Source organism: Xanthobacter albus (assembly GCF_043194895.2).
In the GTDB taxonomy this organism is placed as follows: Bacteria; Pseudomonadota; Alphaproteobacteria; order Rhizobiales; family Xanthobacteraceae; genus Xanthobacter.
The window spans coordinates 3,129,583-3,155,215 of record NZ_CM195532.1; the positions used below are offsets into that span (position 1 = coordinate 3,129,583).

Genomic DNA, 25,633 nt, shown 5'->3' on the forward strand with positions numbered 1-25,633 from the left:
CATGCCAGCTCCGGTGCCGACGCCGCACGAGCACGGCACAATGGCCCCGTGACACCCCTTTGTGACTGGTCGCGGCGCGGTGCGTCCGCTATCCCGAAGCCACGCTCCCTTTCAGCATCGATCATTGCGAAGATGATATTCTCCCGATCAGCTCTCGCCTTCGCCCTCGCCCTTTTCGCGCTGCCGGCAGCGGCCCAGAGCCAGCCGAAGGCGGTGGTGGAGCTGTTCACGAGCCAGGGGTGCGCGTCCTGTCCCCCGGCTGACGCGCTGGCGGCGGAGCTGGCGAAGGACCCCCAGCTGATCGTGCTGACCATGCCGGTGGATTATTGGGACTATATCGGCTGGAAGGATACGCTCGCCCTGCACGGCCATTCCGTGCGGCAGAAGGCCTATGCCGAGAAACGGGCGGACCACAAGGTGTTCACCCCCCAGGCGGTCGTCGACGGGGTGCATGCCGTCAAGGGCAATGACCGGGCGGCCGTGCAGCGCGCCATTCTCGGAGATCCCAGCGCCGGGCGGGCGCTGAGCGTGCCCATCACGGCCCGGCGGAACGGCGAGGTGATGGAGATCGAGGTGCCGGAATCGGCGCCGCCGCCCGAGGGCGCGGAGCTGTGGGCCTGCCCGGTGGCGCGCGAGAAGTCCGTCACCATCGGCCGGGGCGAGAACAGCGGTCGAAACGTCACCTATTCCAACGTGGTGCGGGGGTGGGTGCGACTCGGCGTATGGGACGGCAAGAAGCTTCGCCACGAGATGAAGATCAGCGATCTCAAGAGCGACGAGGTCGATCAGGTCGCGGTGCTGCTGCAGGCCGGCAGCTCGGGCGCGCCCGGCCCCATACTCGGCGCGACCATTCTCGCCCTGGAGTAGCTGCGGCGCCCTTTGGGCATAGATCGGTCGCGCATCCTCCTACTTCCCCAATTCCGCTCCGGGCAGGTTTCCGCCTGAAACGGTGCGTCATCGCCAACGCCGCGCGCAAAAAAGAAGCCGCCCGGAGGGCGGCTCAACTTGGGGTCTAAGTCGATGCGTAGCAGTGGCCGGTTCGGATACGCCCCGGGGGGCTGGGGGGGCTGGGATAGACCGGAGCGCCTCACGAACCGGCCCTGCTACGGGAAGGACTATCCCTCCCGCCCACGGCAGGCGATGGGCCGAAATCCGGCGACACTGTGATTTGCCTAACGTTGACGTGATCACGTGCGCTGCACATATCGCGGTGCCGGCTACGGATGCCCTTGAAAGCGTGTGTTCACGCGGCGATCATGGGGAAAGATGCGCTGCGGCGCGAATGCCCTGAAAAGGAGAGGCGATGGGAGACATCGAGCCCATAGGCCTGTCCCGCGTGCCGGCCCCGGCGGTCGCGGCGCGGGTAACCTTCGATCGCCGCGAGCTCGACCGCATCCTCGACCTCTACGGGCGGATGGTCGCCCTGGGCGAGTGGCGGGACTACGCCCTTGATTTCATGAAGGACAAGGCGGTCTTCTCGATCTTCCGCCGCGCCATGGATGTGCCGTTATACCGAATCGAGAAGGACCCGCGGCTCGCGCGTCGACAGGGCGCCTACGCGGTGGTGTCTCAGACCGGGCTCATTCTCAAGAGGGGACATGAGCTGCCGCGTGTGCTGGCCGTGCTGGAAAGGCCGCTGCACGCAGTCTGACAGCGCCGGGCGGCTCCTGAAGACGAAAATGCGCGCCGCGACGCCTCATTCCCCGAAGGCGTCGAGCGGCACGCATTTGCCGAGCGGGTCAGCAGAAGAACCGGCGCGCGCAGCGCGCCGAAACACCCGCGAAAGTCGAGTTCGATCAGGACCTGCTCTTGCGGCGCAGGCGAACCACCACATCGACCCGCGCCACCTCGTAGCCTTCCGGCGGCTCGGGCAGGAGGTTGACCATCACGTCGCTGGCGGGAATGTCCACCAGATCGTTCTGGCCTTCCAGATAGAAATGATGGTGGTCGGAGGCGTTGGTGTCGAAATAGGTCTTCGAGCCGTCCACCGCCACTTCCCGGAGCAGGCTGGCTTCGGTGAACTGGTGGAGCGTGTTGTAGACGGTGGCGAGGGAAACCGGGAAGCGCGCCTTGATGGCTTCCTCGTGCAGGATCTCGGCCGTCACATGCCGGTCGCCCTTGGCGAACAGCAGCCAGCCGAGGGCCAGACGCTGGCGCGTGGGGCGCAACCCTACTTCCCGGAGCATCTCGCGCACGTCGTGGAAGGGGCAGCCGGTGCGGCGCGCCACGGTGATGTCCCGCAGCTGGGCAACCGGAAGCATGGGCTCGTCAATGCCTTCGCTGCTCTGGGCAACGGGAGTACCGAAGGCGGATCGGGATCGGGGCATCTCGTTCATTTCGGTCTGCAATCTTCGTAGCTATCACCAAAATATGCCGGCGGAGGCGAAACGCAATTGCGAATGCGAATTCCTCCGAAGACGATTGCCGACTTATACCGCATGTCGCGCTACGGAGCCAGAGCGCTCGGGTGAGTAGGAATAAATCTAAGGTAGGGGCCTGCCGTTCACGGCTGCGGCATAGCGGTGCGGGACCGTGGACAGGAGCGTGCGGCGGGTCTATCGGCTCAGGCGCGCGCGTGTCGCGCGGCACGACCACCGAGCAGACAGCGACGAGGCCCCGCGTGGCACCCCTCCCCCTCCACTCCCTCCGCTCTCCCGCGCCGGCGGCGCTGCTGGCGACGGCAGGCGCAGCCTTCGCGCTCGCGGCGGCATGGTTCTTCCAGTTGGTGGTGGGCCTCGCCCCCTGCCCGCTCTGCCTCGACCAGCGAATTCCTTATTATATCGCCGTGCCCGTAGGCGTTGCCGCGCTCGCGGCGCTCGCCAAGGGCCATCCCCGCAGCGGGCGGCTCCTGCTTGCCCTCATCGCCTTGCTGATGCTCGGCAACATGGGGCTTGCCGTGTTCCATGCGGGCGTGGAGTGGCGCTTCTGGCCCGGTCCCACCTCCTGCACCGGCGCCCCCACCATGGTGACGGGAGATCTGCTCGCCGCGCTGAAGACGGCAAGCGTGCCGCGCTGCGACGAGGCTACGTGGCGCTTGCTCGGCCTCTCCATGGCGGGCTGGAATGCCATCATCGCAGCCGTGCTCGCGATTATCGCGGGGAGAGCAGCGGCGACAGGTCGCACATGGTGAAGGCGACAGGCGGGCGGTGTAGGTCCAGACGCCGCCCGCAGGCTCGAAGCGATCAGGGGTCGAGCTCGGTATCCCAATAGAGATAATCGAGCCAGCTCTCGTGCAGATAGTTCGGGGGGAAGTGGCGGCCGTTCTGGTGCAGATCCTGGACGGAAGGCTGATACGGCATCTGTGCCGGCCACATGTCCAAGTCCCCCGGCATGTAACCGCCCTTGCGCAGGTTGCAGGGGGAGCAGGCGGTTACGACATTTTCCCAGGTGGTCTGTCCGCCCCGGGAGCGCGGAATGAGGTGATCGAAGGTCAGGTCGTCACGCGTGCCGCAGTATTGGCAGGAGAAGCGGTCGCGCAGGAAAACGTTGAAGCGTGTGAAGGCCGGTTGTCGTGTAGGCTTAACGAATGTTCTTAAGGAAACGACACTCGGCAACCTGATTTCGAAACCGGGACTTCGCACCGCCTTGTCGTAATATTCGACAATGTTGACGCGATCGAGGAATACCGCCTTTATGGCGTCTTGCCATGACCAGACAGAAAGCGGGTAGTAGCTCAACGGGCGGTAATCCGCGTTGAGCACAAGCGCTGGCCAGGCACCTGGTGACAAAGCAGTGGTCAAGGACCGAACTCCTCGTCCTTCCGCATCGAATCGAGCCGGTCGACCTCGATGCGCCGCGATACTGTATATTCACCATGTCAGTGTTGTGAAGGCGGGGCAGTGTCGCCCCGCCGCGCAGGGCGGCTCAGACGGGGGCGCGCGACAGGCTGCGCGCGAGGAACGCGCCCGCGATCGCAACTTCGGCCTCGTCGATGCCGTGGCCGAGCCCCGGGCTCAGATGCCATTCCACCGGCACTCCCGCGGCGACCAGCGCCTTGGCGGAGCCGAATAGCGCCTGCGCGGGAATCACCTCGTCGTCCTCGCCATGCATCAGGATCACCGGTGGCGGGTTGGCGACGGGCGTGTGCCGCTGCGCGCCCGCATCCACCCACATCCCGGAGATGGCCACCACCGCCGCCGGCCGTATGTCCGGCGAGAGACCCACCTTCAGGGCCATCATGGCGCCTTGGCTGAAGCCCACGAGGGCGACACGCTCCGGCGGCAGGGCGAGCTTCGCCATTTCCGCCTCCAGGAAGGCGTGCAGCACCGGCGCCGCAGCGGCCGCGCCCCGCGGCAGCTCGTGCGGGTCGTTGAAGGTGAGCGGGAACCACTGCCGCCCCACCGGAGCCTGCTCGCACGGATCCGGCGCGTGGGGCGAGACGAAGGCGGTGCGGGGCATCAGCCCGGCCCAGGCGTTGCCGAGGTCGATCAGGTCGCGCCCGTCGGCACCGTAGCCATGCAGCAGCACCACCAGCGAATCCGGCTGTCCGCCCGCCTTCGGGCGGAGCCGCGGGCCGTCGAGGATGGGCGCATCCAGGGAAACGCCGTCGAGGGGAAAGGACATGGCGATGAACCCCCTGCTTCTGCAGATGCTTCAGGCCGGCACCCCGGCCCGGGCCCGTCGGACGCCATAATAGGCCCACAGCAGGTGCGCGGCTACGCCCCGAAGCGGCCTCCAGTCTTCCGCGATGGCGAGCAGTCCCCGCTCCGTGCATCGCCCGCCCAGATCGAACCCCTCTCCCAGGGCCACCTGCAAGGCGAGATCGCCGCTGGGGAAGGCGTCCGCCCGGCCAAGGCAGAACAGAAGATAGAGGTCGGCGGTCCAGCGCCCGATGCCCGGCAGCCGGACGAGTTCCGCCACCGCCGCTTCCGCCGGCAGGCCGGCGATCGTCGCGAAATCGACCTCGCCCGCCTCCACCGCCTGGGCGAGAGCCGTGAGCATGCGGATCTTGGGCGCCGAAAGCCCCGCCTGACGCAGTCGTTCCGGCGCGGCTGCAAGGAAGGCTGTGGCAGTGGCGCCGCCGAGCGTTTCCTCCAGCCGGGTCGAGATGGCGCGGGCGGCGGCCACGGAGAGCTGCTGCGCCACCACCATGCCGAGAAGGCCCGAAAAGCCTGAGGGTCGCCGCCGCAGGCGCGGAATGCCGGTCAGCGCCGCGAGGGGCGCAAGACGCGCATCGCACGCCAGCAGGCGCGCAAAGGCCAGATCGAAGGCGGGCTGGTCCGCCAGCAGAAGGTCGCTCACCGCGCGGGCTCCGAACGGTGGGGTGTGGTAATAAGCCAGGACATCATGAGTCTTCTTCCCGGTCCTTTCGTCTGCCGCTTCGCGCCGAGCCCGAACGGCCGCCTCCACCTCGGACACGCCTATTCCGCCTTGCTGAACGAGGCCGCCGCCCGCCGCGCGCGCGGCGCTTTTCTGTTGCGCATCGAGGATATCGACGCCACCCGATGCCGCCCGGAATACGAGGCCGGCATTGTGGAGGACCTGTCCTGGCTGTCCATCACGCTGGATGCGCCGCCGCGCCACCAGTCGGAGCATTTCGCGGACTATGCGGCGGCGCTCGCCCGGCTGGAGGAGCTGGGGCTTGTCTATGCCGCCTTCGAGAGCCGTGGCGACATCGTCCGCGCCGTGCGCGCGCGGGAGGCGGAAACCGGCCGGCCCCACCCGCGAGACCCCGATGGCGCCCCCCTCTTTCCCTTTCCGCGCGCCGAGATTTCCGATGGGGAACGCGCGGCGCGGCGGGCGGCGGGCGAGCCATTCGTGCTGCGGCTCGACATGGCGCGCGCGCTTGCGGGGCTCGATGCGCCCCTGTCGTGGCTGGAGGCGCAGGGCGTACCGGATGGCCCGCTCACATGCGTTCCGGCGGATCCGGCCTCCTGGGGCGATGTGATCCTGGCGCGGCGGGACGTGCCGACCTCCTACCACCTCTCGGTGGTGGTGGACGACGCGGCCCAGGAGGTCAGCCATGTCATCCGTGGCATGGACCTGTTCCACGCGACGGCCGTGCATCGGCTCCTGCAGCACCTGCTGCGCCTGGCGCCGCCGGTATACCACCATCACCGGCTGATCCTGGATGAGAACGGCCGCAAGCTCTCCAAGAGCAACAACGCCACCAGCCTCGCCGCCCTCAGGGCCGCGGGCGCGACCCCTGAGGACATCCGGCGGCGCCTGGAGCTGCCGGTCTGACGGAGAATGGCGGCTTCAACCGACGCCCAACACCAGCAGCCAGAAGGCGACGGTGACCACCGCGCAGGCGGTGGAGAGGGAGACGGCGCTGGTGGTGGTAGTCACCGCTACGCCGTAGCGCTGTGCCAGGAGGTAGCCGTTGATGCCCGAGGGCATGGCAGCGAACAGCACCGCCACGCCCGCCCACACCCGCGGCATGGGCAGCACGAGCGTGAGCAGGAACACCGCGCCCGGATGCACCACCAGCTTCAGGAAGGCGATGAGGATGGGCGGGCGCACGTCGCCGCTCATGCCATAGTGGCGCAGCGAGAGGCCGAGCGAAACCAGGGCGCAGGGCGTCGCCGAGGCGCTGAGCAGGTCCACGAGCTGGCGGGGAATGCCGGTGGCGTGCACGCCGAGAAGCTGGGCGATCCCGCCCGCGTAGATGCCGACCAGGATGGGATTGAGCGCGAGCTGCCGCCCCAGGCGCTTCAGGGTGGCCGGCGAGAAGCCGGCGCCGCCCTCCAGCAGCAAGGTGGCGGCCACCATCATGATGGGCAGGTGAATGGCGATGAGCAGGAAGAGGGGCACCGCCCCCTCCTCCCCATAAGCCTTCAGGATGAGCGGCACGCCCACGAACACGGTGTTGGCCTGCCCCGCCGCGAAGCCGTGGATGACCGCCTCCTGGTGGCCGCGCCCGAACAGCCGGCGCGCGGCCAGCATGGCGAGGCCGAACACCAGGAACGCCCCCGCGAAATAGGCAAACCAGTAGCCCCAGGGCTGGGCCTCCGGCAGCTTCGCCTCAGACAGGGTTCGGAAGATGAGGACCGGAAGGGCGAGGTTGAAGACATATTCGGCCAGCCCGTCGGAGGCCTTCTCGCTCACCAGCCCCGCCCGTGCCGCGCCATAGCCGATGGCCACCATGCCGAAGACCGGCAGGATGATGACCGCGATGTCGGTGATGGCGGAGAGCATGGGGCGGGCTCGGCGGGTTGCGGGAGAAGATCAGGCGGCGGCGGCGCTCATCGCCTCCGGGGCGGGAATGTCGAGCGCCGCTCCGCGCACCACGGGCATGGCGCACAGGCGCATCTGCAGGCGCTCGGCAAGGTCGCTCTCGGCCGAAAAGGCGATGACGAGGCGCAGCGCGTCGCCGTCCGCACGGCTCTCCAGGCGCAGGGGCAGGACATCATGGATGACGAAGGGCTCGAGCAGGCGCAGCAGCGCGTTCGGGGCGGCGTCGGCTTCCACCAGGAGGCAATGAAGCGAAGCGCCAGCAGGTGCGGCAAAGGGGGACGACATGATGGGATTTCCGGACTGAAGGGACGCCGTGGCGTCGCGGACCATGAACGGTCGCGCCAGCGCGCAGCGCCTCAGGCAAGCTTACGGCCGACGCGTCATTTCACCCGGCCGACATTGTCGACCGGGTGGGGAATTCGCCGCGCAGCAGGGGCGAAATCCGACAGGATGGGTCCGGAAACGCGCATACCCCTATTGTTAGGGGCCGTGTCCAGGGGCGTCAACCATACTTGCACGCCCCCGCTGCCGCAGCTCCACCACCGCCCCTTGGCGGGCCCGCGCAGGACGACTACTCTAGAAGCATCTCGTGACCTTATGCGCTCGCGCGCGGAAACGGCCATGCGCCAGAACGAACTCGGCTTTACCGCTCTTCCCCACCCCGCATCGCGGGCGAAGGCCGCTCTCGCCGCCCGCGCCGCCCGCGCAGGGCTGTGGCTGGCGGCAGCGCTGGCCGGGGCGCTGATGGCGGCCGCGCTGCTGCTGTGGTCGCGTTACGGCGCCACCGTCTTCTTTGACACCCTTTCGGCCGGGATCGGTTCGTGCCTGTGACGCCGGAGCGCGCGCTTTCATTCCCCGTCCTGCACTTTCCATCGGTATAGCCATGTCGCCCCGCCTCAAGCTGATGACCTTCTTCGGCGCGTTCGTCGCCGGTGCATTGATCCTTGTCGCCGGGGTCACGGCCCTGCTGCCGGGCCAGCCGGCACCGACAAGCGCCGCGGCCGTGGGCGGCCCTTTCACCCTGGTGGACCAGAATGGCGCGCGGGTGACCGAGGCGGCGCTGAAGGGCAAGCCCAGCCTCATCTTCTTCGGCTTCACCCACTGCCCGGACGTGTGCCCCACCGCGCTCTACGAGATGTCCGAGATCTTCCGCGCCCTCGGCCCGGACGCGGACAAGGTGCAGGCCTTCTTCGTGACCGTGGACCCGGAACGCGACACTCCGGAGGTGATGAAATCCTACCTCGGCAGCTTCGCCCCGCAGTTGCGCGGCCTCACGGGCCGCCCGGATGAGATCGAGACCATCAAGAAGGAATATCGCGTCTATTCCCGCAAGGTGCCGCTCTCCGATGGCGACTACACCATGGACCACACGGCGGTGGTGTACCTCATGGACAAGAGCGGCGCGTTCGTCGCGCCCTTCAACTCCAAGCAGGCTCCGGAGGCAGCGGCCGAGGCCCTCAGGCGCTACCTCTGAGCGGCTGCGCCTTGAGGGGGACGCGGCGGGTGGATATGCCGTGCGCCGTCTTCTCCCAATGATAGGGGCGCTTCACGAGGTCCGTCAGCGCGCGCCACGCGCAGAACGACATCAGCAGCCAATAGAGGGGAATGCTCCAGAGCAGCCCTGCCCTTAGCCGCTCGCCCCGCCGCGCAAGGCCCACGCGCAGGGTCAGCGCCGTGCCGCCGTATCCCACGGCCAGCGTGACATAGGTGAGCGCGGAGGTGAGCACCTCCGCCCAGCTCGCGCTGGGTTGCCCCAGCTCGCCTTGCACGAGGTGCCACGAGAGCAGCCCCAGGCAGAAGGGATGAAGCAGGGCGGAGGCGAACGGCCCGGCTGTGAGCACCGTGACCGCGAGGGCGTTGCGCCAGCCCAGGTCCCGCCATAGCCGGCGCGGCTCGCGGCCGTGGACGAGCAGGGTCTGGGCCCAGCCCTTCATCCATCGCGTGCGCTGGCCGAGCCAGGCCTTGAGCGTCACCGGCGCTTCCTCGAACGTGGTGGCGGCGATCACTTCCGTGCGCCAGCCCACGCGTGCGAGGCGGATGCCGAGGTCCGCATCTTCCGTCACGTTGAAGGGGTCCCAGCCGCCGGCCTGCTCCAGAATGTCACGCCGGAAATGGTTCGAGGTGCCGCCGAGCAGGATCGGCAGCTTCAAGGCGCTCAGGACCGGCAGCAGCACATCGAACTGCCCGGCGTACTCGGCGGCGAAATGTCCGCTGATCCAGCTTTCATCGCCATTGTCGGCGCACAGGCGGGCCTGGACGCAGGCCACCTTCGGCCCACCGCGCCAGAACGCCGCGAGGGCGCGCCGCAGTTGGTCCGGCTCCGGCTGGTCCTCGGCGTCGAACACCGCCACATAGGTGCCGCGCGCGAAGGCCAGCGCCATGTTGAGCGCCTTGGGCTTGGTGCGCGGCCCCACGTTGGGCACCGCCACCTCTTCCATGTGGACGGGCAGCCCCAGGGCGGCGATGGCGCCGCGCGTCTCGGCGTCGTCCGCCTCCACCACCAGCTTGATGTCGAGCTTCTCGGGCGGATAATCCAGCGCGCGCATGGCCGCCACCAGGCGCGGCACGCTCGCGGCTTCCTTGTAGAGCGGAATCAGCAGGGTGTAGACCGGCAGGTGGCGCTCCTCGATCCGCGGCGCGGGCTCATCCTCCAGCGCATTGAAGCCGCAGCCGGCGAGCCGCAGCGCGATCCAGGCGAGGAAGATCACGGAAAGAAACGCCTGCGCCACGAGGAACGCGACCCCGGGTGCGAGGAGCCAGCCGAGCGCGCCAGCTCCCGCGACGACTGCCGCCATCCTGAACAGCGCCCGCGCGGCGTCGAGCGCTCCGGCGGACTGCGCCGGCGAAGCATCGCGGAAAGCAAAAGCGGCATCGTTGGCGATGGCCAGCCCTGCCTCCTCCGCCACCTGCCGGCGCAAGGCGCCCGGCGCGATCAGGCGCGTGCGCCCGCCCAGGCGAGGATCCACCCGCAGGGCCCGCGCCAGCCGCGTGATGGCGCGCCCGCGCGGGGCAAGGGTGAACACCACGCGGCCCTGATGATCGAGTCCCGCGTGGACGCCGGTGCGCAGCAGCGCCCGCGCCCAGCCCGCCGCCTCCCCCGGCGCCCCATCTGCGGGGGGAGCGAGGCCGTCGACGGTCTCTACCAGCGGCAGACCGAGATGACGCGCGACCGCTGCGGCCGCCTCGTGGTCATCCACCCGGCCGGCGCAGCGCAACACTTCATCGCCCCCCACTCCCAGTGCCCGCGCGCGGGAAAGGGCGCGACGCAGCACGGGCTCTGGCAGGATCGGTGTAAAAGCGGCCAGCTCGGGGGGCAGGGGCCGGTCCGCGGGGTCCTCGGCGCCGGAGGCGCGGTTCGCGCGGTCTCCACCCGAGAGCCGGCGGGAGCCCCCCTTGCCGGCACGCAACGCCTCCATCACCATGCTATCCTGGCCCGACCGGAATACAGCCTAAAGGTACTATGTGCATCATGGCACAACGAAGTCACTTCAGCTTTTGGTTGTTCACCCGGTGGTGCGCCTTGGTTCTCGCCCTGGCGGGCGCGGGGCTTCAGATTGAGTTGGCCCACGCCGAATCCCCGCGTCCGGATGCCCCCACGCGGGGCATCGCGTCGCCGGTGGTGGTGCCGAACTTCTGGAACTCCGAGCGCCGGCTGGAACGCCCCGACGCCGCCGATTTGCCGAAGGAGCTGAAGATCGTCACGTCCGACGATTACCCGCCCTTCAACTTCCTGAGCGCGGAAGGGGTGCTTTCCGGCTTCAACGTGGACCTCGCGCGCGCCATCTGCGCGGAGCTCCAGGTCGTCTGCGCCATCCAGGCCGCGGCCTTCGACAGCCTGCCTGCAACCCTCGAGCAGGGCCGCGCGGATGCCGCCATCGCCGGGCTCGCCGCGACCCCGGCCAACCGGGCGGCGCTCGATTTCTCGGAACGCTACCTGGGCACGCCGGCGCGGTTCGTCGCCCGCAAGGGGCAGGAGCCGGCCACGACCCTCCCCGAAACCATCGCCAGCAAGCGAATCGCGGTGGTCTCGCGCAGCGCCCATGAGGCGTACCTGCGCTCCTTCTTCAACGAGGCGGCGATCCGCCCCTATCCCGACCTCAAGAGCGCCCAGGCGGCACTGCGCAGCGGGGATGTGGACCTGCTGTTCGGAGACGGCATCGCCCTCTCGCTCTGGCTCAATGGCACGGATTCGGCCGGCTGCTGCGCGTTTGCCGGCGGCCCCTTCACGGAAAGCCGCTTCTTCGGCGAGGGCTTCGCTGTGGCCGTTAAGGCGGGCAACGACAAGCTGCGTCACGCCATCGACTACGCCCTGCAGCGCATCTGGGAGAAGGGCGTCTACACGGACCTCTACCTGCGCTGGTTCCCCATCGGCTTCTACTGAGGCGCGCCGGCTAGGATGCGGGCAACGGTCTCGATCCCCACCGGATCGTCGGCGATGCGGTTCGTCAGCAGGTGCGCCCAGTTGAAGCCGATGTAGAGCGTGAGGAGGTGAGGCACCGCCTCGGCGCGGATCTCGCCGCGGCCGGCGGCCGCCTCGAACATGCGCCGCACGTCCCTGAGCCGCTCGGGCAGGAATTTGTCCCGCAGCGCGATCAGCGCCGATTCGCTCCCCTGCGCCTCGGCGATGAGGGCGCGGAAGGTGCTCCCCGAAGGCGTGTCGCGCCAGAATGCCCACAGGGCGCGGGTGTAGGCCACAAGGTCGCTCCAGAGGGCTCCCGTCTCCGGCGGCACCAGCGCGGCGCTCTTTTCGGCGCTGTAGACGTCGATGAAGAGATCCGCCTTCGTGGGCCACCACCGGTAGATGGTGGGCTTGCCCGAACCGGCGCGGCGCGCCACTTCTTCTATGGAAAAGCCGGCGTAGCCGCGCTCCGCCAGCAGCCCGCGCGCCGCCTCCAGAATGGCGGCCTCCGCCTCCGGATTGCGGCGCGCGCCGATGGAGGCGCGGCGGTGGCCCTCATGCGGGACGGGCTCGGGAGATGCCTGGCGCGTCAATTCCTGCTCCTTCGAAACAGTCAGGCCTTGATAAACGGAACGGCCCGTATATATCATGACTCAAACGAAACGGACCGTTTCGTTATGTATTGTGGAGCCTGCCATGATCCGCCCGCCCGCCTTGTCGCATCTGCGCTTCCTCGGCCTGATGATGGCCGGGGCGTATGTGCTCATCAACCTCATCCTCGCAGCCCTCTCACCGCTCACGGCCGGCTGGCCGGTCTGGGCGACCACCCTGTGCGCGGTGCCGCCGATGGTGGTGGGCATGGTGCATGTGGTGCTGCCCCTGGCGCGGGCCCGCACCGCGCCTCGTGCGCGTTGACGCAACCTTCGCGCCTTCCTAAGTATCGCGCTCCTTTTCTGGAGTTTGTCATGACTGAAGCCTCGTCCGCCTTTGCTGTCCCGGCAGAACTTGCCGGTGAGCTGAAGCGCGTCGCCGAGACGGCCACCGCCTGGCCGTTCGAGGAGGCACGCAAGCTGGTGGAGCGGCTGAAGCGCAAACCCAAGGATGAGGTGCTGTTCGAGACCGGCTACGGCCCCTCGGGCCTGCCCCACATCGGCACCTTCGGCGAGGTGGCGCGCACCACCATGGTGCGCCACGCCTTCCGAATCCTCACCGAGGACAAGGTGAAGACCCGCCTCCTGTGCTTTTCCGACGACATGGATGGCATGCGGAAAATTCCGGACAACGTGCCGGACCCGGCCGCGCTGAGGCCCTATCTCCAGATGCCGCTGACTCGGGTGCCGAACCCGTTCGGCGGCGACTATCCGAGCTTCGGGGCGCACAACAACGCGATGCTGCGCCGCTTCCTCGACACCTTCGGCTTCGACTACGAGTTCGCCAGCGCCACCGACTACTATCTCTCGGGCAAGCTCGACCCCGTCCTGCTGCACGCCGCCGAGAAGTATGACGCCATCATGGAGGTGATGCTGCCGACCCTCGGCGAGGAGCGCCAGGCCACCTACTCGCCGTTCCTGCCCATCTCTCCCGTCTCGGGCCGCGTGCTCTACGTGCCGCTGAAGGCGGTGGACGCCAAGGCCGGCACCCTCACCTTCACCGACGAGGACGGGCAGGACAAGACGGTTCCGGTCACCGGCGGGCATGTGAAGCTGCAGTGGAAGCCGGATTTCGGTGCCCGCTGGGCCGCGCTCGGCGTGGATTTCGAGATGTTCGGCAAGGACCACCAGACCAATGCGCCGATCTATGACCGGATCTGCGCGATTCTGGGTGGCACTCCGCCGGAGCATTTCGTCTACGAGCTCTTCCTGGACGAGAAGGGCCAGAAGATCTCCAAGTCGAAGGGCAATGGCCTCACCATCGACGAGTGGCTGACCTATGCGAGCCCGGAGAGCCTCGCGCTCTACATGTTCCAGTCGCCCCGCTCGGCCAAGAAGCTGCATTTCGACGTGATTCCGAAGGCGGTGGACGAGTATTTCAACTTCCTCGCCCGCTACCCCCAGCAGGACTGGAAGCTGCGGTTCGGCAATCCGGTGTGGCACATCCATGCCGGCAATCCGCCCCAGCTGGACATGCCCGTTTCCTTCACCATGCTCCTCAACCTCGCCTCGGCCTCCAATACCGAGGACGAGGCCGTGCTCTGGGGCTTCCTGAACCGCCATGTGCCGGGCGTCTCCGCGCAGAGCCATCCCAAGCTCGCGGAGCTGGTGGGCTATGCGGTGAAGTATTTCCATGACTTCGTGAAGCCCAACAAGGTGTTCCGAGTGCCCGACGAGATCGAGCGCGAGGCCCTGGTGAGGCTCGACGCGGCGCTTGCCGCCCTGCCCGCCGGCGCCAATGCGGAAGACATCCAGAGCGCGCTCTATGATGTCGCCCGTCCCATCGCCCGCTACCAGGATCTGAAGGCGAAGGGCGCCACGCCCGAGCGGCCCGGCGTCTCGGTGGAGTGGTTCAACACGCTCTACCAAGTGCTGCTCGGCCTGGAGCGCGGGCCGCGCTTCGGCTCCTTCGTGGAGATCTACGGCGTTCCCGAGACCCGCGCCCTGATCGCCAAGGCCCTTGCGGGGGAGCTCGCCGGCGCCGCCTGAGGGGGGCCGCCTCGGCCTTAGCTCCCTCCCCCGCCGCCGGGCCTCCGGCGGCGGTTCACCGTGCAGAGGCGTCGCCCTGGTGTGCCGGAAGCGGCCCGGCATTGGCGTCATGCCCGCCGCTCGGAGCCACCACCACGCGATTGCGCCCCCGCCTCTTCGCGGCATAGAGCGCGCGGTCGCCGGCACGCAAAAGCTCTCCCGCGCCCGCCCCCCGCTCCACCATCGCCGGGCTCGCGACCGCGATGCCGATGCTGACGCCGACGCTCGCCGTGCCCGTGCCAAAGGAAACGGGCTCGGCCATCGCCTCGATCAGCCGCCGGGCAAGCCGTTCGGCGCCGTCGAGTGGCGCGGCGCAGGCCCCGAGGACCACGACGAATTCATCGCCACCGAGCCGCGCCACCAGATCCTCACGCCGTGTTTCCCGCCGGATGCGGACTGCCGCGGCGCACAGCACGGCATCACCGGCGGCGTGCCCGTAGGTGTCATTCACCTGCTTGAAGCGATCGAGGTCGAGGCACAGCACGGCAAAGCCCGCCTCCGCCCGCCGGGCGCGGGCCAGCTCCTCCTCCAGCCGCTGCTGGAGCAGGCTGCGATTGGCGAGCCCGGTCAGCGCGTCATGGGCGGCGAGGTGGGCGAGGCGCGCCTCCGCCGCCTTGCGCTGGGAAATGTCGCGAACCGACACCACATAGCCGTCCGGCGCGCCGGTGATCTTGTCATGGGTCAGCCGGATGAAGGCTTCGATCCAGACCCAGGCACCGTTCTTGTGCCGCTGGCGCTGCTCACTGCTGGCGTTTTCCACGGTGCCCTCGCGGATCTGCCGCATCAGGGCCTGGAAGGCGGGCCGGTCATCGGGATGCACGAGCTCCATCGCGCGCTTTCCCACCAGTTCCTCCGGCTCGTACCCCAGCAGTGTCCTCACCGCGGGGGAGATATAGAGCCGTATGCCGTCGAGGCTTCCGCGCACGAGGGTATCCGCGGAGTTTTCTGCCAGCAGGCGGTAGCTCTCCGCCTCGGTTGTCGCCTCGCGGGCGGCGGTCTCCAGCGCAAATTGCGCCTGCGCGAGCATCACGAGGTCCGCGAGCCATCGGCGCTGCTGCGCCGAGAGCACGCGGGGCGCGGGATCGAGCAGAAGCAGAAGGGCGGCTGCTTGCGTATCGGCGCCAGCATGAAGCGGAACGGCCGCGCAGAAGCGCGGCGCTCCGTCCTCGGGGCCGAACGAAAGGCCGGCGAGCATTTCGTCCTTGAGGACATCCTCCACGATCAGCGCGCCCTGAGCCGCCTCGGCCCGGCGCCAAAGCGTGGCGACGGCGGGCGGCAGCGGCTCGGCCTTGCGTACAATGACCGCCGAGGCGACACCGAGCGTCGCGCAGGCAATCCGGCAAAGCGCGCCCTGCCCCACTGCAGCCGTCTCCGCCCCGCTGCCGTGCATCACCTTCATCTCTCCGGTGTCGGTCAACAGGAGCGATCCGCCCGATCATGGATCGCCGCAGCACACGCCGCCATGCGGGATGCGCTACCGACGGCAGTGAGCGCGCTTCGCCCAACACCTTTCCTTTTCCCATGCGCGCGGCCGGCAGGGAACCACGCGCATAAAATGATTTAATTCGATAAAATAAGTTATATAATCGAATTATCAACTTGTTTCAGTTGTGAATTGGAGTGTGACATGAGTCTGCGCCTTGGAGACACCGTTCCGGACTTCACCGCCGAGACCACGGAAGGGCCGGTGAGCTTTCACGCCTGGCTGGGCGACAGCTGGGGCATCCTCTTCTCCCACCCGAAGAACTTCACCCCCGTCTGCACCACCGAGCTCGGGCAGGTCGCCCATCTCAAGAGCGAGTTCGACAAGCGCGGCGTGAAGGTGATCGGCCTCTCCGTGGACAAGGTCGAGAATCATCCGGCCTGGGTGCAGGACATCAAGGACGCTACCGGCGCGAGCCTGAACTTCCCCCTCATCGCCGATGCGGACCGGAAGGTGTCCACGCTCTATGACCTGATCCACCCCAATGCGAACGACAGCGCCACCGTGCGTTCGGTGTTCATCATCGGCCCGGATAAGAAGCTGAAGCTGTCCATCACCTATCCGGCGTCCACCGGGCGCAATTTCCAGGAGATCCTGCGCGTCCTCGACTCGCTCCAGCTCACCGCCAACCATTCGGTCGCGACGCCGGTGGACTGGAAGCCCGGCGAGGACGTCATCATCGTGCCGTCCCTGTCGGACGATGCGGCGAAGGCCAAGTTCCCGGAAGGGTGGAAGACCGTGAAGCCCTATCTGCGCGTGGTGCGCCAGCCCGGCGCGTGAGCCCCGACGCACCATCACGGATGCCCCCGCGCGGGGCATCCCCTCTCCGGCCGGCCCGGCGGCCGACCGGAGCCCTGCCTCAAGCGGACATGATGTAGTCGCGCAGAGCCGCGTGCTCGCGTTCCATCTCCTCCACGCGGTGCTTCACCACGTCGCCGATGGAGATGATGCCCACGAGGCGGCTTCCCTCCACCACCGGCACATGGCGGAAACGCCCGCGCGTCATGCGTTCCATGATCACAGGCACCGTCTCGTCGCCCGTGCAGGTCACCACGGCGCGCGTCATCACGCCGTCCAGCGGCGCGGTCAACGCCTCGGTGCCGCGCTCACCGAGCAGGCGCACCACGTCGCGCTCGGAGATGATGCCTTCAACGGCCATGTGCTCGTCCACCACCACGATGGCGCCGATGTGATGCCGCGCGAGGCGCGCAACGGCGTCGCCCAGGGTGGCACCCGGGGAGATGGTGACGATGTCACCGCCCTTCTGCTGCAGAATCCTGCTCACGGTCATTGGCGTTCGCTCCCTTCGGACGCCGGCCGGGATCCGGTGTGGCCCGGTTGCTTTTTGCCCGTGCCGGCCTGTTGAGGATGAAAGCATCCCTCGCATCGCCCAAGGAGGCAAGCGCGTTTCGCCTGTGCGCAACGTAAGGCTGTATAGGGCTACCGAATTCCGTCAGGGGCCCTTCAACGGACGCGGGTGCGCGGCACCGGGTCGAACAGCCCGAACAGCAGCAGGCCCGCCAGGAATCCGCCCACGTGCGCCTGCCACGCCACTTCGGCGCCCTCCGTGCCCGGCATGGAGACGCCGAGGCCGAACAGCAGGTTCAGCCCGAACCAGATGGCGATGAAGATCAGCAGCTGCGTGTTCCGCAGGCTGTCGAGGAGCGATTCCGCCGGATGCCGGTCTCCCCCGCCGAAGCCGCCGGCCAGGACGCCGCCGGGCGATACCGCAAAGCGCATGGCGGCGGCCATGGCGCCGGAAACGGTGGCCGAGGCGCCGATCAGGGGCGCGATGCCGTCCGGGTAGCTGAGGTAGTGCGCGCCCGCGCCCGCCGCCGCCGTCACCGCGCAGAACAGCAGGAACCGCAGCGTGCCGAAGCGCCGCGCCACCGGCGTGCCGAAGGCGAGAAACCATATGAGGTTGACGCCCACATGCATCCAATTGGCGTGGAGCAGCGCGTAGCTCACCACCGTCCAAACCTTCGGCCCCAGCCCCCCCGGCAGGTAGAACATGGTGTCCGGCAGGGTGTAGCGGGCGGGGATGAAGGCGAAATAAGTCAGCACCTCCAGGTCCGCCGCCGGGCTCAGCACCAGCATGCGCACGGCGTGGATCGCGATCAGCCCGAGCGCCACGCCGACGACGCTGGCGGGGAGATTGAACACCGGCTCGCGGGCCGGCGCGGGAGGAAGGAGGGTGCGATTGGACACGCCCTCGACATAGGCAGGCGCGCCCCGCTCGGCAAGGAAAATCCCCTGCTTCCGCCCGCCATCGGAAGGCGGCTTTCACCGCCATGGAGCCGTTAAGGTTAATAGAAGGTTGACGAGGCAATTGCGGCCGCGATGGGGCATTATCATTTTGTTAACCCACGGCGGATGACCGCGATGTCGAAGTCCTTGCCCCGGACCCTGCTGCAGATACTGCTCCCCATGGCCCTGCTGTGCGGCAGCCTTGGCGCGGCCGGCGCTCAGGAACAGCGCTTCGCCAATCTTTCGCCCGCGTTCGCGCCCCAGCACCTCGCCGAAGGGCGTGGCACCAGCGCCCCCGCCGGCTACACGCGCTTCTGCGCGGAGCATCCGCGTGACTGCGGCAACTCCGGCCCCAAGATCGTGGCCGTCCACCTGGACGAGGAGAAGGAAGCCGAGCTCGACCGCGTGAACCGCGGCGTCAACGCCCGCGTGCAGCCGGAAACCGACCTCGAACACTATGGCGAGACCGAGCGCTGGGCCTATCCCGACGACGGGAAGGGCGATTGCGAGGACTATGTGCTGGAGAAGCGCCGTACCCTGCTCAACCTGGGCTGGCCCAGCTCCGTGCTTCTCATCACCGTGGTGCGGGACCGTGAGGGCGATGGCCATGCGGTGCTGACCGTCATCACCGATCGTGGCGACCTGATCCTCGACAACCAGGAGGACGAGATCCTCTCCTGGAAGGACACCGGCTATCGGTATGTGAAGCGCCAGTCTCAGGCGCGCGCGGCCGAGTGGGTTTCCCTGGGTGACACGCTGGTGCCCTCCCCGCCGGTGGTGGGCGGCGGGCGCTGAGGCGCCCGTCCCTTCACGGCCAACGCGTCAATCGACCCGCACCAGCCCCTGGGCGTAGCGCTTGCCGTTCCGCTGGTAGTTGAGTGCGCTCTTGGCGAGGCCCTCGACAGCGGCATCGTCCAGAGCGCGCACGGCCTTGGCCGGCGAGCCCACGATCAGGGAGCGCTCGGGGAAGGTCTTGCCCTCGGTCACGAGCGCACCGGCGCCCACGAGGCTGAAGGCGGGGATGACAGACCGGTTCAGCACCGTCGCGCCCATGCCCACCAGGCTGTTGTCGCCGATGGTGCAGCCGTGCAGGATCACATTGTGCCCGATGGTGACGTTGGCGCCGAGGGTGAGCGGGCAGCCCGGGTCCGTGTGGAGCACGCAGTTTTCCTGGATGTTGCTGCCCTCGCCGACGACGATGGGCTCGTTGTCGCCACGCAGCACGGCGCCGAACCAGATGCTCGCCCCCTCCTTGACGATCACCCGGCCGATGAGCACCGCCGTGGGCGCGATCCAATAATTGCCGGACGCGGGCAGCTCTGGGGCGACACCGTCGAGCGCATAGAGCGGCATGGCTGTTCCTCCTGTGGGGCGCGGAGCCTGCCCTCCCCTAACGCCGATGCCGGGCCGTGGCTAGAGGCACCCCATCCCTGCGGCGAAGCGGCGGGACGAAGACGTATCCCGCCCCCACTGACGCTCTATTCTCACGCGGCAGCGGCAAACTCGGACACGAACCCCTCCACCAGCCGGCGCAGGTCGGCGGCCTGGCCGGAGATGCCGTTCGACAGCATCATGAGCTGGGTGGAGGCGCTGCCGGTCATCTCCGCCGCCTGGCCGACGCCGGAGATATTCTGCGTGACCTGCTGGGTGCCGGTGGCTGCCTGCTGGCAGTTCTGCGCGATCTGCACCGTGGCCGCGCCCTGTTCCTCCACCGCGCCGGCGATGGCGGACGCGTTCTCCTTGATGGTGGAGATGACGCGCACGATCTCGGCCATGGAAGCCACCGTCCCGTCGGTGGCCTGCTGGATCTCGGCGATCTTGGAGGAGATCTCGTCGGTGGCCTTGGCGGTCTGGGAGGCGAGGTCCTTCACCTCCGCGGCCACCACGGCGAAGCCCCGGCCGGCTTCCCCCGCCCGCGCCGCCTCGATGGTGGCGTTCAGGGCGAGAAGATTGGTCTGGGCAGCGATGGTCTTGATGATGTCGATGACATCGCCGATGGCGCCAGCCGCAGAGGCGAGGCCGGCGATGCTGCGGTTGGAGGTTTCGGCTTCCACGAAGGCGCTGTCGGCCACGGTGGCGGAGCGCGCCACCTGCCCGTTGATCTCGTGCACCGAGGCCGCCATCTGCTCCGAGGACGTGGCCACCGTCTGTACGTTGGATGAGGCCTGCTCGGCCGCCGCCGCCACCGCCTGGGCCTGGCGGGAGGTTTCCTCCGCCGTGGCCGAGAGGCTCTTGGCCGCGTCCTCCAGCTCGCCCGAGGACTGCACGAAGCCGGAGGCGAGGGTCTGCATCTGGCCGACGAAATCGTGCGCGAGCTGCTCCCGGCGCGCGAGGATCTCGCGTTCGCTCATCTCGCGCTCAGTCGCCTCCCGGCGCAGCTGCTCGGCGATGCGCAGGTGGCCGCGCAATGTCTCCAGCGCCTTGGCGATGGAGCCGATCTCCTCGGTCCGCTCTGTTCCGCTCACGGGCACGTCGAGCTCGCCCCGGCCGAGGGCGGCCATGACGGTGATGCAGCCCTGGATGGGGCGCACCACCCCGAAGCGCACGACGAAGATCGCGATGACGAGGACGACCATCGTGCCGCCGGACATGGCGATGAGCGTGACCCAGGCCGTGCCCTGGGACGCGGCGGCAAGCTGCTCCCGCTCGTCGGCGACCTCCTTGGCGAGGGTGCGGTTGAACTGGGTCAGCCGGTCGGTCAGTGCGTCGAGGGCCGGATCGCAGCCGGTCTTCATCGCCTCCGCGACCCTCTCCTTCTTGTCGGCATCGAAGCCCTCGGCGATGCCGATGGCATCGCCACAGGGCCCCTTCACGGCGCGCTGGAAATCCCCGGTCAGCCGCTCCAGGTCGGCGGTCCGGTCCGGCAGAAGCTCGGCCGCTTCCTTCATGTTGTTCTTGAAGCCGTCCTGCGCCAGATCCACCAGGGCCGCGGTGCGCATCATGCTCTCGGTGGAATCTGCGGCGGCCCGCTGGTGGACGGCCCCGCTGTAGCGCGCGATGTAGCGCCCCGCGTGGGCGATGTTCATTCCCGCCAGGGCCTCGTGGCCGAGCAGCTTGGAATAGACGCTGTCGATCCACAGCATGTTGGAGGTGGCGTAGTAGCCGCCGCCGAGGCTCACCGCGCCGAGAACGAAAAGGAGGCTGACCACCTTCCAGGCGAGAGGCCAATTCTTGAACGACATGAGCTTCCCCCAACAGCCGCCAGCCCGCGGCTTCGCTGGAACTGCATTCGCCCTGTGCCGGACAATGCAAAACGCCATGACCCGCCCGCCGACCACGTTTGTGAGGTCCAAGGACGGATACACGCCAATTCAGTATGTAGACGATACTACCTCCTATTAAGGAGTTTTTCAATTAACAGTTTCATGAATGCGCGGACGAATACTTTCACATGGAAACAAACCGTGGGTATTTTGCCGGAAAAATACTTACTGATTGAAGACGCCCATCCCTGAAAATCAAACGCCCCAGGAGCCGGGCAAAGCTCCTGGGGCGTTCAAGGGTGTCGGGAGTTTCGCGCGGTCAGGCGGCCGCCGCGAAATCCTTCACGAAGTCCTCCACCGCGCTCTTGAGATCGCTCGCGCGGCTGGAAAGGCCGGTGGACAGGTCCATCAGCTGGGTGGAGGCGCTGCCGGTCATCTCCGCCGCCTGGCCGACACCGGAGATGTTCTGCGTCACCTGCTGGGTGCCGGTGGCCGCCTGCTGGCAGTTCTGCGCGATCTCGGTGGTGGCGGCGCCCTGCTCCTCCACCGCGCCGGCGATGGCGGCGGAGTTCTCCTTGATGGTGGAGATGACGCGGACGATCTCCGCCATGGAAGCCACCGTCCCGTCGGTGGCATGCTGGATTTCCGCGATTTTCGCGGCAATCTCGTCGGTGGCCTTGGCGGTCTGGGCGGCGAGGTCCTTCACCTCTGCGGCCACCACGGCGAAGCCACGGCCCGCCTCCCCCGCCCGCGCCGCCTCGATGGTGGCGTTGAGGGCGAGAAGGTTGGTCTGGGCGGCGATGGTCTTGATGATGTCCACCACCTCGCCGATGGCACCGGCCGCAGCCGCGAGCCCGCCGATGTGGCGGTTCGATGCCTCCGCTTCCACGAAAGCGGTATCCGCAACGGTCGCGGACTGGGAGACTTGGCCGTTGATCTCATGCACCGAGGCAGCCATTTCCTCCGAGGAGGAAGCCACGGTCTGCACGTTGGCGGCCGCCTGCTCTGCCGCGGCCGCCACGGCCTGGGCCTGGCGGGAGGTTTCCTCCGCGGTGGCCGAGAGGCTCCTCGCGGCGCCGGCCACCTCGGTGGACGATTCGACAAAGCCCGCGGCCAGGGCTTGCATCCGGCCGATGAAGTCGTGCGCCATCTTTTCGCGCCGTGCCAGCACCTCGCGTTCATGCCGCGCGTGGACGGCGGTCTCGCTGCGCAGGTGCTCGGCGTCCCGCAGCTCCGCGCGGAGCGCCTCGAGCGCCTTGGCGATGGCGCCCACCTCGTCGGCGCGGTCGGTTCCGGTCACCGAGACGCCAAGCTCGCCGCGGCCCAGCGCCGCCATGATCCCGATGCTGCCCTGGAGCGGGCGCACCACCAGCAGGCGCAGAACGAGGACGGCGAGCGCGAGGATCAGCAGCGTCGCCCCCACCACGCCGAAGAGCGTCAGGTAGGCGGTGCCGCGGGAGGTGGCCGACAAGGCCTCCTGCTTGCTGACAACGGATTCCGCGAGCTGGCGGTTGAACTCGACCAGCCGCGCCACCACCTCCTCCAGAGCCGGATCGCAGGAGGTCTTCAGAGCATGCTCGGCCTTCAGCCGGTCCTCCTCCCGGCCTTCCTGGGCCAGGGCGAGCGCCGCCTTGCAGGGGCCGTCCGTGGCCTGCCGGAAGTCGCGGCTCGCGGCCTGCAGCTCTGCATTGCCCAAGGGGAGAAGCCGCGTGGCCTCGCCCATATTCTCCTGCAGGCCCTTCAGCGCCTGCTCCCGCAGGACGACGGCGCTGCGGGCACCTTCGGCATTCTCGGCGCCGACCTGCTGGTGCAGCGCGCTGGAATAGCTGGCGATGAAGCGTCCCACGCGGGCGAGCCGCATGGAGGCGACCGCCTCGTGGCCGAGGAGCTGCGAATAGGCGCGGTCGATCCACAGCATGTTCGACGTCGCATAATAGACGCCGCCCAGGCTGAGCGCGCCCAGGCAGAGCAGAAGACTGACGACCTTCCAAGTCAACGGCCAGTTCCTGAACCCCATGATATCCCCCCAACGGCCGGCCCTTGCGTGACCGAAGCGACCGGACTTGATTCCTGCCCTCTTTATGAAAAATGCGGACCTTCCGCCTGCCCTCCGCCAGCGCCCGCGCGATGCCGGAACGGGATAAATCTTCCTAACCCAATGGATGAAATGGGTTTTTAAACTCAGATCGTCGTCTGCGGCCCATCATCGTACCGCCATGCTCTACGAAGGTCGGATGCCTGTCATTGCAGTAGGTCAATACGGCAGCCGGATACGAAAGCCCATGCCGATCTTCGCCGCCGCGCCGCCGTCTTGCGCCGCGCTGCGATTGACAGACGGATCGCGGCGGCCGAGGAGAGTGCTTTGCGTCGTTTCAGGTGAACCGATGGACGATCCTGCCCGCCACCTTCTCTCCGTGGGTGGCCTCAGCGTGCTCTTCGTGATGGCGACCAACGAGGAGTTCGGTCCTCACCTCAAGGCGCGCATCGATCCGCTCATCACGGGCGTGGGGCCGGTGGAGGCGGCGGTGGAGACCGCGCGGCTGCTCGCCCGGCTCGACCACCTGGGCCGGCGGCCGGATCTGGTGTTCACCCTCGGCTCGGCGGGCTCTCGGCGGCTCGATCACGCGGAGGTCTACCAGGTTTCCCACGTCGCCTACCGGGACATGGACGCCTCGGCCCTCGGTTTCGAGAAGGGCCGCACCCCGTTCGTGGAGGAGCCGGTGGTGGTGCCCCTGCCCCACCACATCGCGGGCGTGCCTTCCGCCTCCCTGTCCACCGGCGGCGCCATCATCTCCGGCGCGGCCTACGACGCCATCGCCGAGGACATGGTGGACATGGAGACCTTCGCGGTGCTGCGCGCGGCGCGGCGCTTCCACCTGCCCATCATGGGCCTGCGCGGCATCTCCGACGGCAAGTCCGAGCTTTCCCGCTACGAGGACTGGAGCGAGTACCTGCACATCATCGACGAGAAGCTCGCCAGCGCGCTCGACCAGTTCGTGGCGCAGACCGCCGCGGGCGGTCTCAGGCCCATGCCGGAGCGCGGAGCATGACGCCCGCCGCCCGCATCGCCGCCGCCATCGAGGTTCTGGCGGATATCGCCACCCGCCGCCGCCCGGCGCCCGAGGCGTTGAAGGACTGGGGTCTCGGCCATCGCTTCGCCGGCTCCGGTGACCGCGCCGCCATCGCCGGCCTCGTCTACGACACCCTGCGCCGGCGCGCATCCGCCGCGGCGGTGATGGGCTCGGACGAGCCGCGCGCCCTGGTGCTCGGCATGCTGGCCGTCATGCGCGGCCTGGACGTGGAGGCCATCGCCCGGCTGGCAGACGGCGCGCGCTATGCGCCGGCAGCCCTCAGCGCGGACGAGCACAGCCGCCTCGCCAATCCGGACCTGTCCGAGGCCGCGCCCTTCGTGCGCGGGGATTACCCCCAATGGCTCCACGCCTCCCTTCGCCACGTGCTCGGCGAGGATGTGGTGGCGGAGGGACAGGCCCTGGCCATGCGGGCGCCGCTGGACCTCAGGGTCAACACCCTCAAGGCAACGTCCGAGGACGCCCGCGCCGCGCTCGCCCACCTCAAGCCCGAACCCGGCCGCTGGTCGCCGCTGGCCCTGCGCATCATCCTCGATGCCGAGGGCAAGGCGCCGCCCGTTTCCGCCGAGCCCGCCTTCATCAAGGGTGAGGTGGAGGTGCAGGACGAGGGCTCGCAGATCGTGGCCATCGTCGCGCAGCCACTGCCGGGCACCCAGGTGCTGGACCTGTGCGCCGGGGCCGGCGGCAAGACCCTGGAATTCGCCGCCCTGATGGACAACAAGGGTCAGATCTACGCCCACGACGCCGACATCCGCCGCCTCAAGCCCATGCACGAGCGCCTCGCCCGCGCCGGCGTGCGCAACGTGCAGGTGCGCGCCCCCCGCGGCGCCGAGAACGTGCTCGCGGACCTCGAGGGGCACATGGATCTCGTGCTGGTGGATGCCCCCTGCACCGGAACGGGCACCTGGCGCCGTAATCCCGACGCCAAGTGGCGCGTGCGCCCCGGCGCCCTCGCCCAGCGCACGGCGGAACAGGCGAAAATCCTGGAGGACGCCGCCCGGTACGTGAAGCCCGGCGGCCGCCTCGCCTATGTCACCTGCTCGCTGCTGGACGAAGAGAACGGCGCGCAGATCCGTGCCCTTATGGCAAACCACCCGGATTTTGCCCCCATTCCGCCGGCGGAAGCCGTGCTGGCGCTGGGCGCGGGCGGGCTCGCGCTCAAGGATGCCGCGCTCCTCGGCCGCGAGGGAATGCTGCTCACGCCCCGGCGCACCGGCACCGACGGCTTCTTCGTGAGCGTGCTGCGGCGCGCGGGCTGATCCCCCTCGCGCCGTGCATCCCCTTCCGATCACGCATGGCGGCCGTGCGCCGCGCTTGCGGGTGGGCGCGGTGCGGTGGCTTTTTCAAATGCGACTTTC

The 25,633-nt window shown here is 68.4% G+C and carries 27 protein-coding genes; 13 read left to right on the top strand and 14 right to left on the bottom strand.

Annotated features, from left to right (window positions below):
• Positions 1–132 precede the first annotated feature (132 nt).
• Positions 133–867, top strand: coding sequence for a DUF1223 domain-containing protein (locus tag V5F75_RS13970; RefSeq protein ID WP_394037414.1), 735 nt, complete (start codon positions 133–135; stop codon positions 865–867).
• Positions 868–1,303: 436 nt separating this feature from the next.
• Positions 1,304–1,651, top strand: coding sequence for a DUF2794 domain-containing protein (locus tag V5F75_RS13975; RefSeq protein ID WP_394037412.1), 348 nt, complete (start codon positions 1,304–1,306; stop codon positions 1,649–1,651).
• A 145-nt stretch (positions 1,652–1,796) separates the two neighbouring features.
• On the opposite strand, the gene irrA is transcribed toward V5F75_RS13975, so the two are convergent.
• Positions 1,797–2,261: an iron response transcriptional regulator IrrA gene (irrA, locus tag V5F75_RS13980; protein ID WP_394037410.1), complete on the bottom strand. Its 465-nt coding sequence runs from the start codon at positions 2,259–2,261 to the stop codon at positions 1,797–1,799.
• Between the two features lie 359 nt (positions 2,262–2,620).
• Between irrA and V5F75_RS13985 the strand changes: the two genes are divergently transcribed.
• A complete protein-coding gene (locus tag V5F75_RS13985; protein ID WP_394037408.1) occupies positions 2,621–3,130 on the top strand; it encodes a disulfide bond formation protein B in 510 nt (169 codons plus the stop codon).
• A gap of 52 nt (positions 3,131–3,182) precedes the next feature.
• On the opposite strand, the gene V5F75_RS13990 is transcribed toward V5F75_RS13985, so the two are convergent.
• The 3 genes from V5F75_RS13990 to V5F75_RS14000 form a co-directional block, all read right to left on the bottom strand.
• Complete coding sequence (locus V5F75_RS13990; RefSeq protein ID WP_394037406.1) at positions 3,183–3,740, bottom strand: HNH endonuclease; 558 nt, start codon at positions 3,738–3,740, stop codon at positions 3,183–3,185.
• A 124-nt stretch (positions 3,741–3,864) separates the two neighbouring features.
• The gene (locus V5F75_RS13995; protein ID WP_394037404.1) at positions 3,865–4,563 is read right to left on the bottom strand and encodes an alpha/beta hydrolase; all 699 of its coding nucleotides are present in this window, start codon (positions 4,561–4,563) and stop codon (positions 3,865–3,867) included.
• A 30-nt stretch (positions 4,564–4,593) separates the two neighbouring features.
• Entirely contained in the window at positions 4,594–5,241 is a 648-nt protein-coding gene (locus V5F75_RS14000) for a DNA-3-methyladenine glycosylase family protein (RefSeq protein ID WP_394037402.1), read from the bottom strand.
• A 45-nt stretch (positions 5,242–5,286) separates the two neighbouring features.
• On the opposite strand from V5F75_RS14000, the gene gluQRS reads away from it, so the two are divergent.
• The gene (gene gluQRS / locus V5F75_RS14005) at positions 5,287–6,183 is read left to right on the top strand and encodes a tRNA glutamyl-Q(34) synthetase GluQRS (protein WP_394037400.1); all 897 of its coding nucleotides are present in this window, start codon (positions 5,287–5,289) and stop codon (positions 6,181–6,183) included.
• 15 nt (positions 6,184–6,198) lie between these two features.
• Here the strand turns inward: gluQRS and V5F75_RS14010 are convergent, their stop codons facing one another.
• Together V5F75_RS14010 and V5F75_RS14015 are read right to left on the bottom strand one after the other, a co-directional pair.
• On the bottom strand, positions 6,199–7,137 hold the full coding sequence (locus V5F75_RS14010) for an AEC family transporter (RefSeq protein WP_394037398.1): 939 nt from the start codon (positions 7,135–7,137) through the stop codon (positions 6,199–6,201).
• 30 nt (positions 7,138–7,167) lie between these two features.
• Positions 7,168–7,461: a hypothetical protein gene (locus tag V5F75_RS14015; protein ID WP_394037397.1), complete on the bottom strand. Its 294-nt coding sequence runs from the start codon at positions 7,459–7,461 to the stop codon at positions 7,168–7,170.
• 336 nt (positions 7,462–7,797) lie between these two features.
• On the opposite strand from V5F75_RS14015, the gene V5F75_RS14020 reads away from it, so the two are divergent.
• Positions 7,798–8,007, top strand: a complete 210-nt coding sequence (locus tag V5F75_RS14020; RefSeq protein ID WP_394037396.1) for a hypothetical protein — start codon at positions 7,798–7,800, stop codon at positions 8,005–8,007.
• A 52-nt stretch (positions 8,008–8,059) separates the two neighbouring features.
• Entirely contained in the window at positions 8,060–8,650 is a 591-nt protein-coding gene (locus tag V5F75_RS14025) for an SCO family protein (RefSeq protein ID WP_394037394.1), read from the top strand.
• Here the strand turns inward: V5F75_RS14025 and V5F75_RS14030 are convergent.
• The gene (locus V5F75_RS14030; protein WP_394037392.1) at positions 8,634–10,592 is read right to left on the bottom strand and encodes a glycosyltransferase family 2 protein; all 1,959 of its coding nucleotides are present in this window, start codon (positions 10,590–10,592) and stop codon (positions 8,634–8,636) included. The genes V5F75_RS14025 and V5F75_RS14030 overlap by 17 nt on opposite strands.
• 104 nt (positions 10,593–10,696) lie before the next feature.
• Here V5F75_RS14030 and V5F75_RS14035 point away from each other — a divergent pair, with 104 nt between their 5' ends.
• Positions 10,697–11,557: a transporter substrate-binding domain-containing protein gene (locus tag V5F75_RS14035; protein ID WP_394037390.1), complete on the top strand. Its 861-nt coding sequence runs from the start codon at positions 10,697–10,699 to the stop codon at positions 11,555–11,557.
• On the opposite strand, the gene V5F75_RS14040 is transcribed toward V5F75_RS14035, so the two are convergent.
• Positions 11,551–12,168: a TetR/AcrR family transcriptional regulator gene (locus V5F75_RS14040; protein WP_394037388.1), complete on the bottom strand. Its 618-nt coding sequence runs from the start codon at positions 12,166–12,168 to the stop codon at positions 11,551–11,553. The two genes, V5F75_RS14035 and V5F75_RS14040, sit on opposite strands and share 7 nt — an antisense overlap.
• A 103-nt stretch (positions 12,169–12,271) precedes the next feature.
• On the opposite strand from V5F75_RS14040, the gene V5F75_RS14045 reads away from it, so the two are divergent.
• Together V5F75_RS14045 and V5F75_RS14050 are read left to right on the top strand one after the other, a co-directional pair.
• Positions 12,272–12,490: a putative antibiotic biosynthesis monooxygenase gene (locus V5F75_RS14045; RefSeq protein WP_394037386.1), complete on the top strand. Its 219-nt coding sequence runs from the start codon at positions 12,272–12,274 to the stop codon at positions 12,488–12,490.
• Between the two features lie 50 nt (positions 12,491–12,540).
• Positions 12,541–14,214: a lysine--tRNA ligase gene (locus V5F75_RS14050; protein WP_394037384.1), complete on the top strand. Its 1,674-nt coding sequence runs from the start codon at positions 12,541–12,543 to the stop codon at positions 14,212–14,214.
• A 55-nt stretch (positions 14,215–14,269) separates the two neighbouring features.
• Here V5F75_RS14050 and V5F75_RS14055 read toward each other — a convergent pair whose 3' ends face one another.
• Positions 14,270–15,670 (bottom strand): diguanylate cyclase domain-containing protein, encoded by a 1,401-nt coding sequence (locus V5F75_RS14055; protein ID WP_394037382.1) that lies wholly within the window; start codon positions 15,668–15,670, stop codon positions 14,270–14,272.
• A 210-nt stretch (positions 15,671–15,880) separates the two neighbouring features.
• Between V5F75_RS14055 and V5F75_RS14060 the strand changes: the two genes are divergently transcribed.
• Positions 15,881–16,516: a peroxiredoxin gene (locus tag V5F75_RS14060; RefSeq protein WP_393988212.1), complete on the top strand. Its 636-nt coding sequence runs from the start codon at positions 15,881–15,883 to the stop codon at positions 16,514–16,516.
• Positions 16,517–16,595: 79 nt separating this feature from the next.
• Here the strand turns inward: V5F75_RS14060 and V5F75_RS14065 are convergent, their stop codons facing one another.
• Positions 16,596–17,027 carry a CBS domain-containing protein gene (locus tag V5F75_RS14065; protein WP_394037380.1) on the bottom strand — a complete coding sequence of 144 codons (432 nt, stop codon included), beginning with the start codon at positions 17,025–17,027 and terminating at the stop codon, positions 16,596–16,598.
• 173 nt (positions 17,028–17,200) lie between these two features.
• On the bottom strand, positions 17,201–17,944 hold the full coding sequence (locus V5F75_RS14070; RefSeq protein ID WP_394037378.1) for a rhomboid family intramembrane serine protease: 744 nt from the start codon (positions 17,942–17,944) through the stop codon (positions 17,201–17,203).
• A gap of 174 nt (positions 17,945–18,118) precedes the next feature.
• On the opposite strand from V5F75_RS14070, the gene V5F75_RS14075 reads away from it, so the two are divergent.
• Positions 18,119–18,778, top strand: a complete 660-nt coding sequence (locus V5F75_RS14075) for a transglutaminase-like cysteine peptidase (RefSeq protein ID WP_394037376.1) — start codon at positions 18,119–18,121, stop codon at positions 18,776–18,778.
• 27 nt (positions 18,779–18,805) lie between these two features.
• Here the strand turns inward: V5F75_RS14075 and V5F75_RS14080 are convergent, their stop codons facing one another.
• From V5F75_RS14080 to V5F75_RS14090, 3 genes are all read right to left on the bottom strand, one after another.
• On the bottom strand, positions 18,806–19,336 hold the full coding sequence (locus V5F75_RS14080) for a gamma carbonic anhydrase family protein (RefSeq protein ID WP_394037374.1): 531 nt from the start codon (positions 19,334–19,336) through the stop codon (positions 18,806–18,808).
• Between the two features lie 131 nt (positions 19,337–19,467).
• A complete protein-coding gene (locus tag V5F75_RS14085) occupies positions 19,468–21,165 on the bottom strand; it encodes a methyl-accepting chemotaxis protein (protein ID WP_394037372.1) in 1,698 nt (565 codons plus the stop codon).
• Between the two features lie 340 nt (positions 21,166–21,505).
• Positions 21,506–23,203: a methyl-accepting chemotaxis protein gene (locus tag V5F75_RS14090; protein WP_509212079.1), complete on the bottom strand. Its 1,698-nt coding sequence runs from the start codon at positions 23,201–23,203 to the stop codon at positions 21,506–21,508.
• A gap of 367 nt (positions 23,204–23,570) precedes the next feature.
• Between V5F75_RS14090 and V5F75_RS14095 the strand changes: the two genes are divergently transcribed.
• Entirely contained in the window at positions 23,571–24,236 is a 666-nt protein-coding gene (locus V5F75_RS14095; protein ID WP_394037368.1) for a 5'-methylthioadenosine/S-adenosylhomocysteine nucleosidase, read from the top strand.
• Positions 24,233–25,534: an RsmB/NOP family class I SAM-dependent RNA methyltransferase gene (locus V5F75_RS14100; RefSeq protein WP_394037366.1), complete on the top strand. Its 1,302-nt coding sequence runs from the start codon at positions 24,233–24,235 to the stop codon at positions 25,532–25,534. The genes V5F75_RS14095 and V5F75_RS14100 overlap by 4 nt, the downstream gene beginning before the upstream one ends.
• Positions 25,535–25,633: the final 99 nt, after the last annotated feature.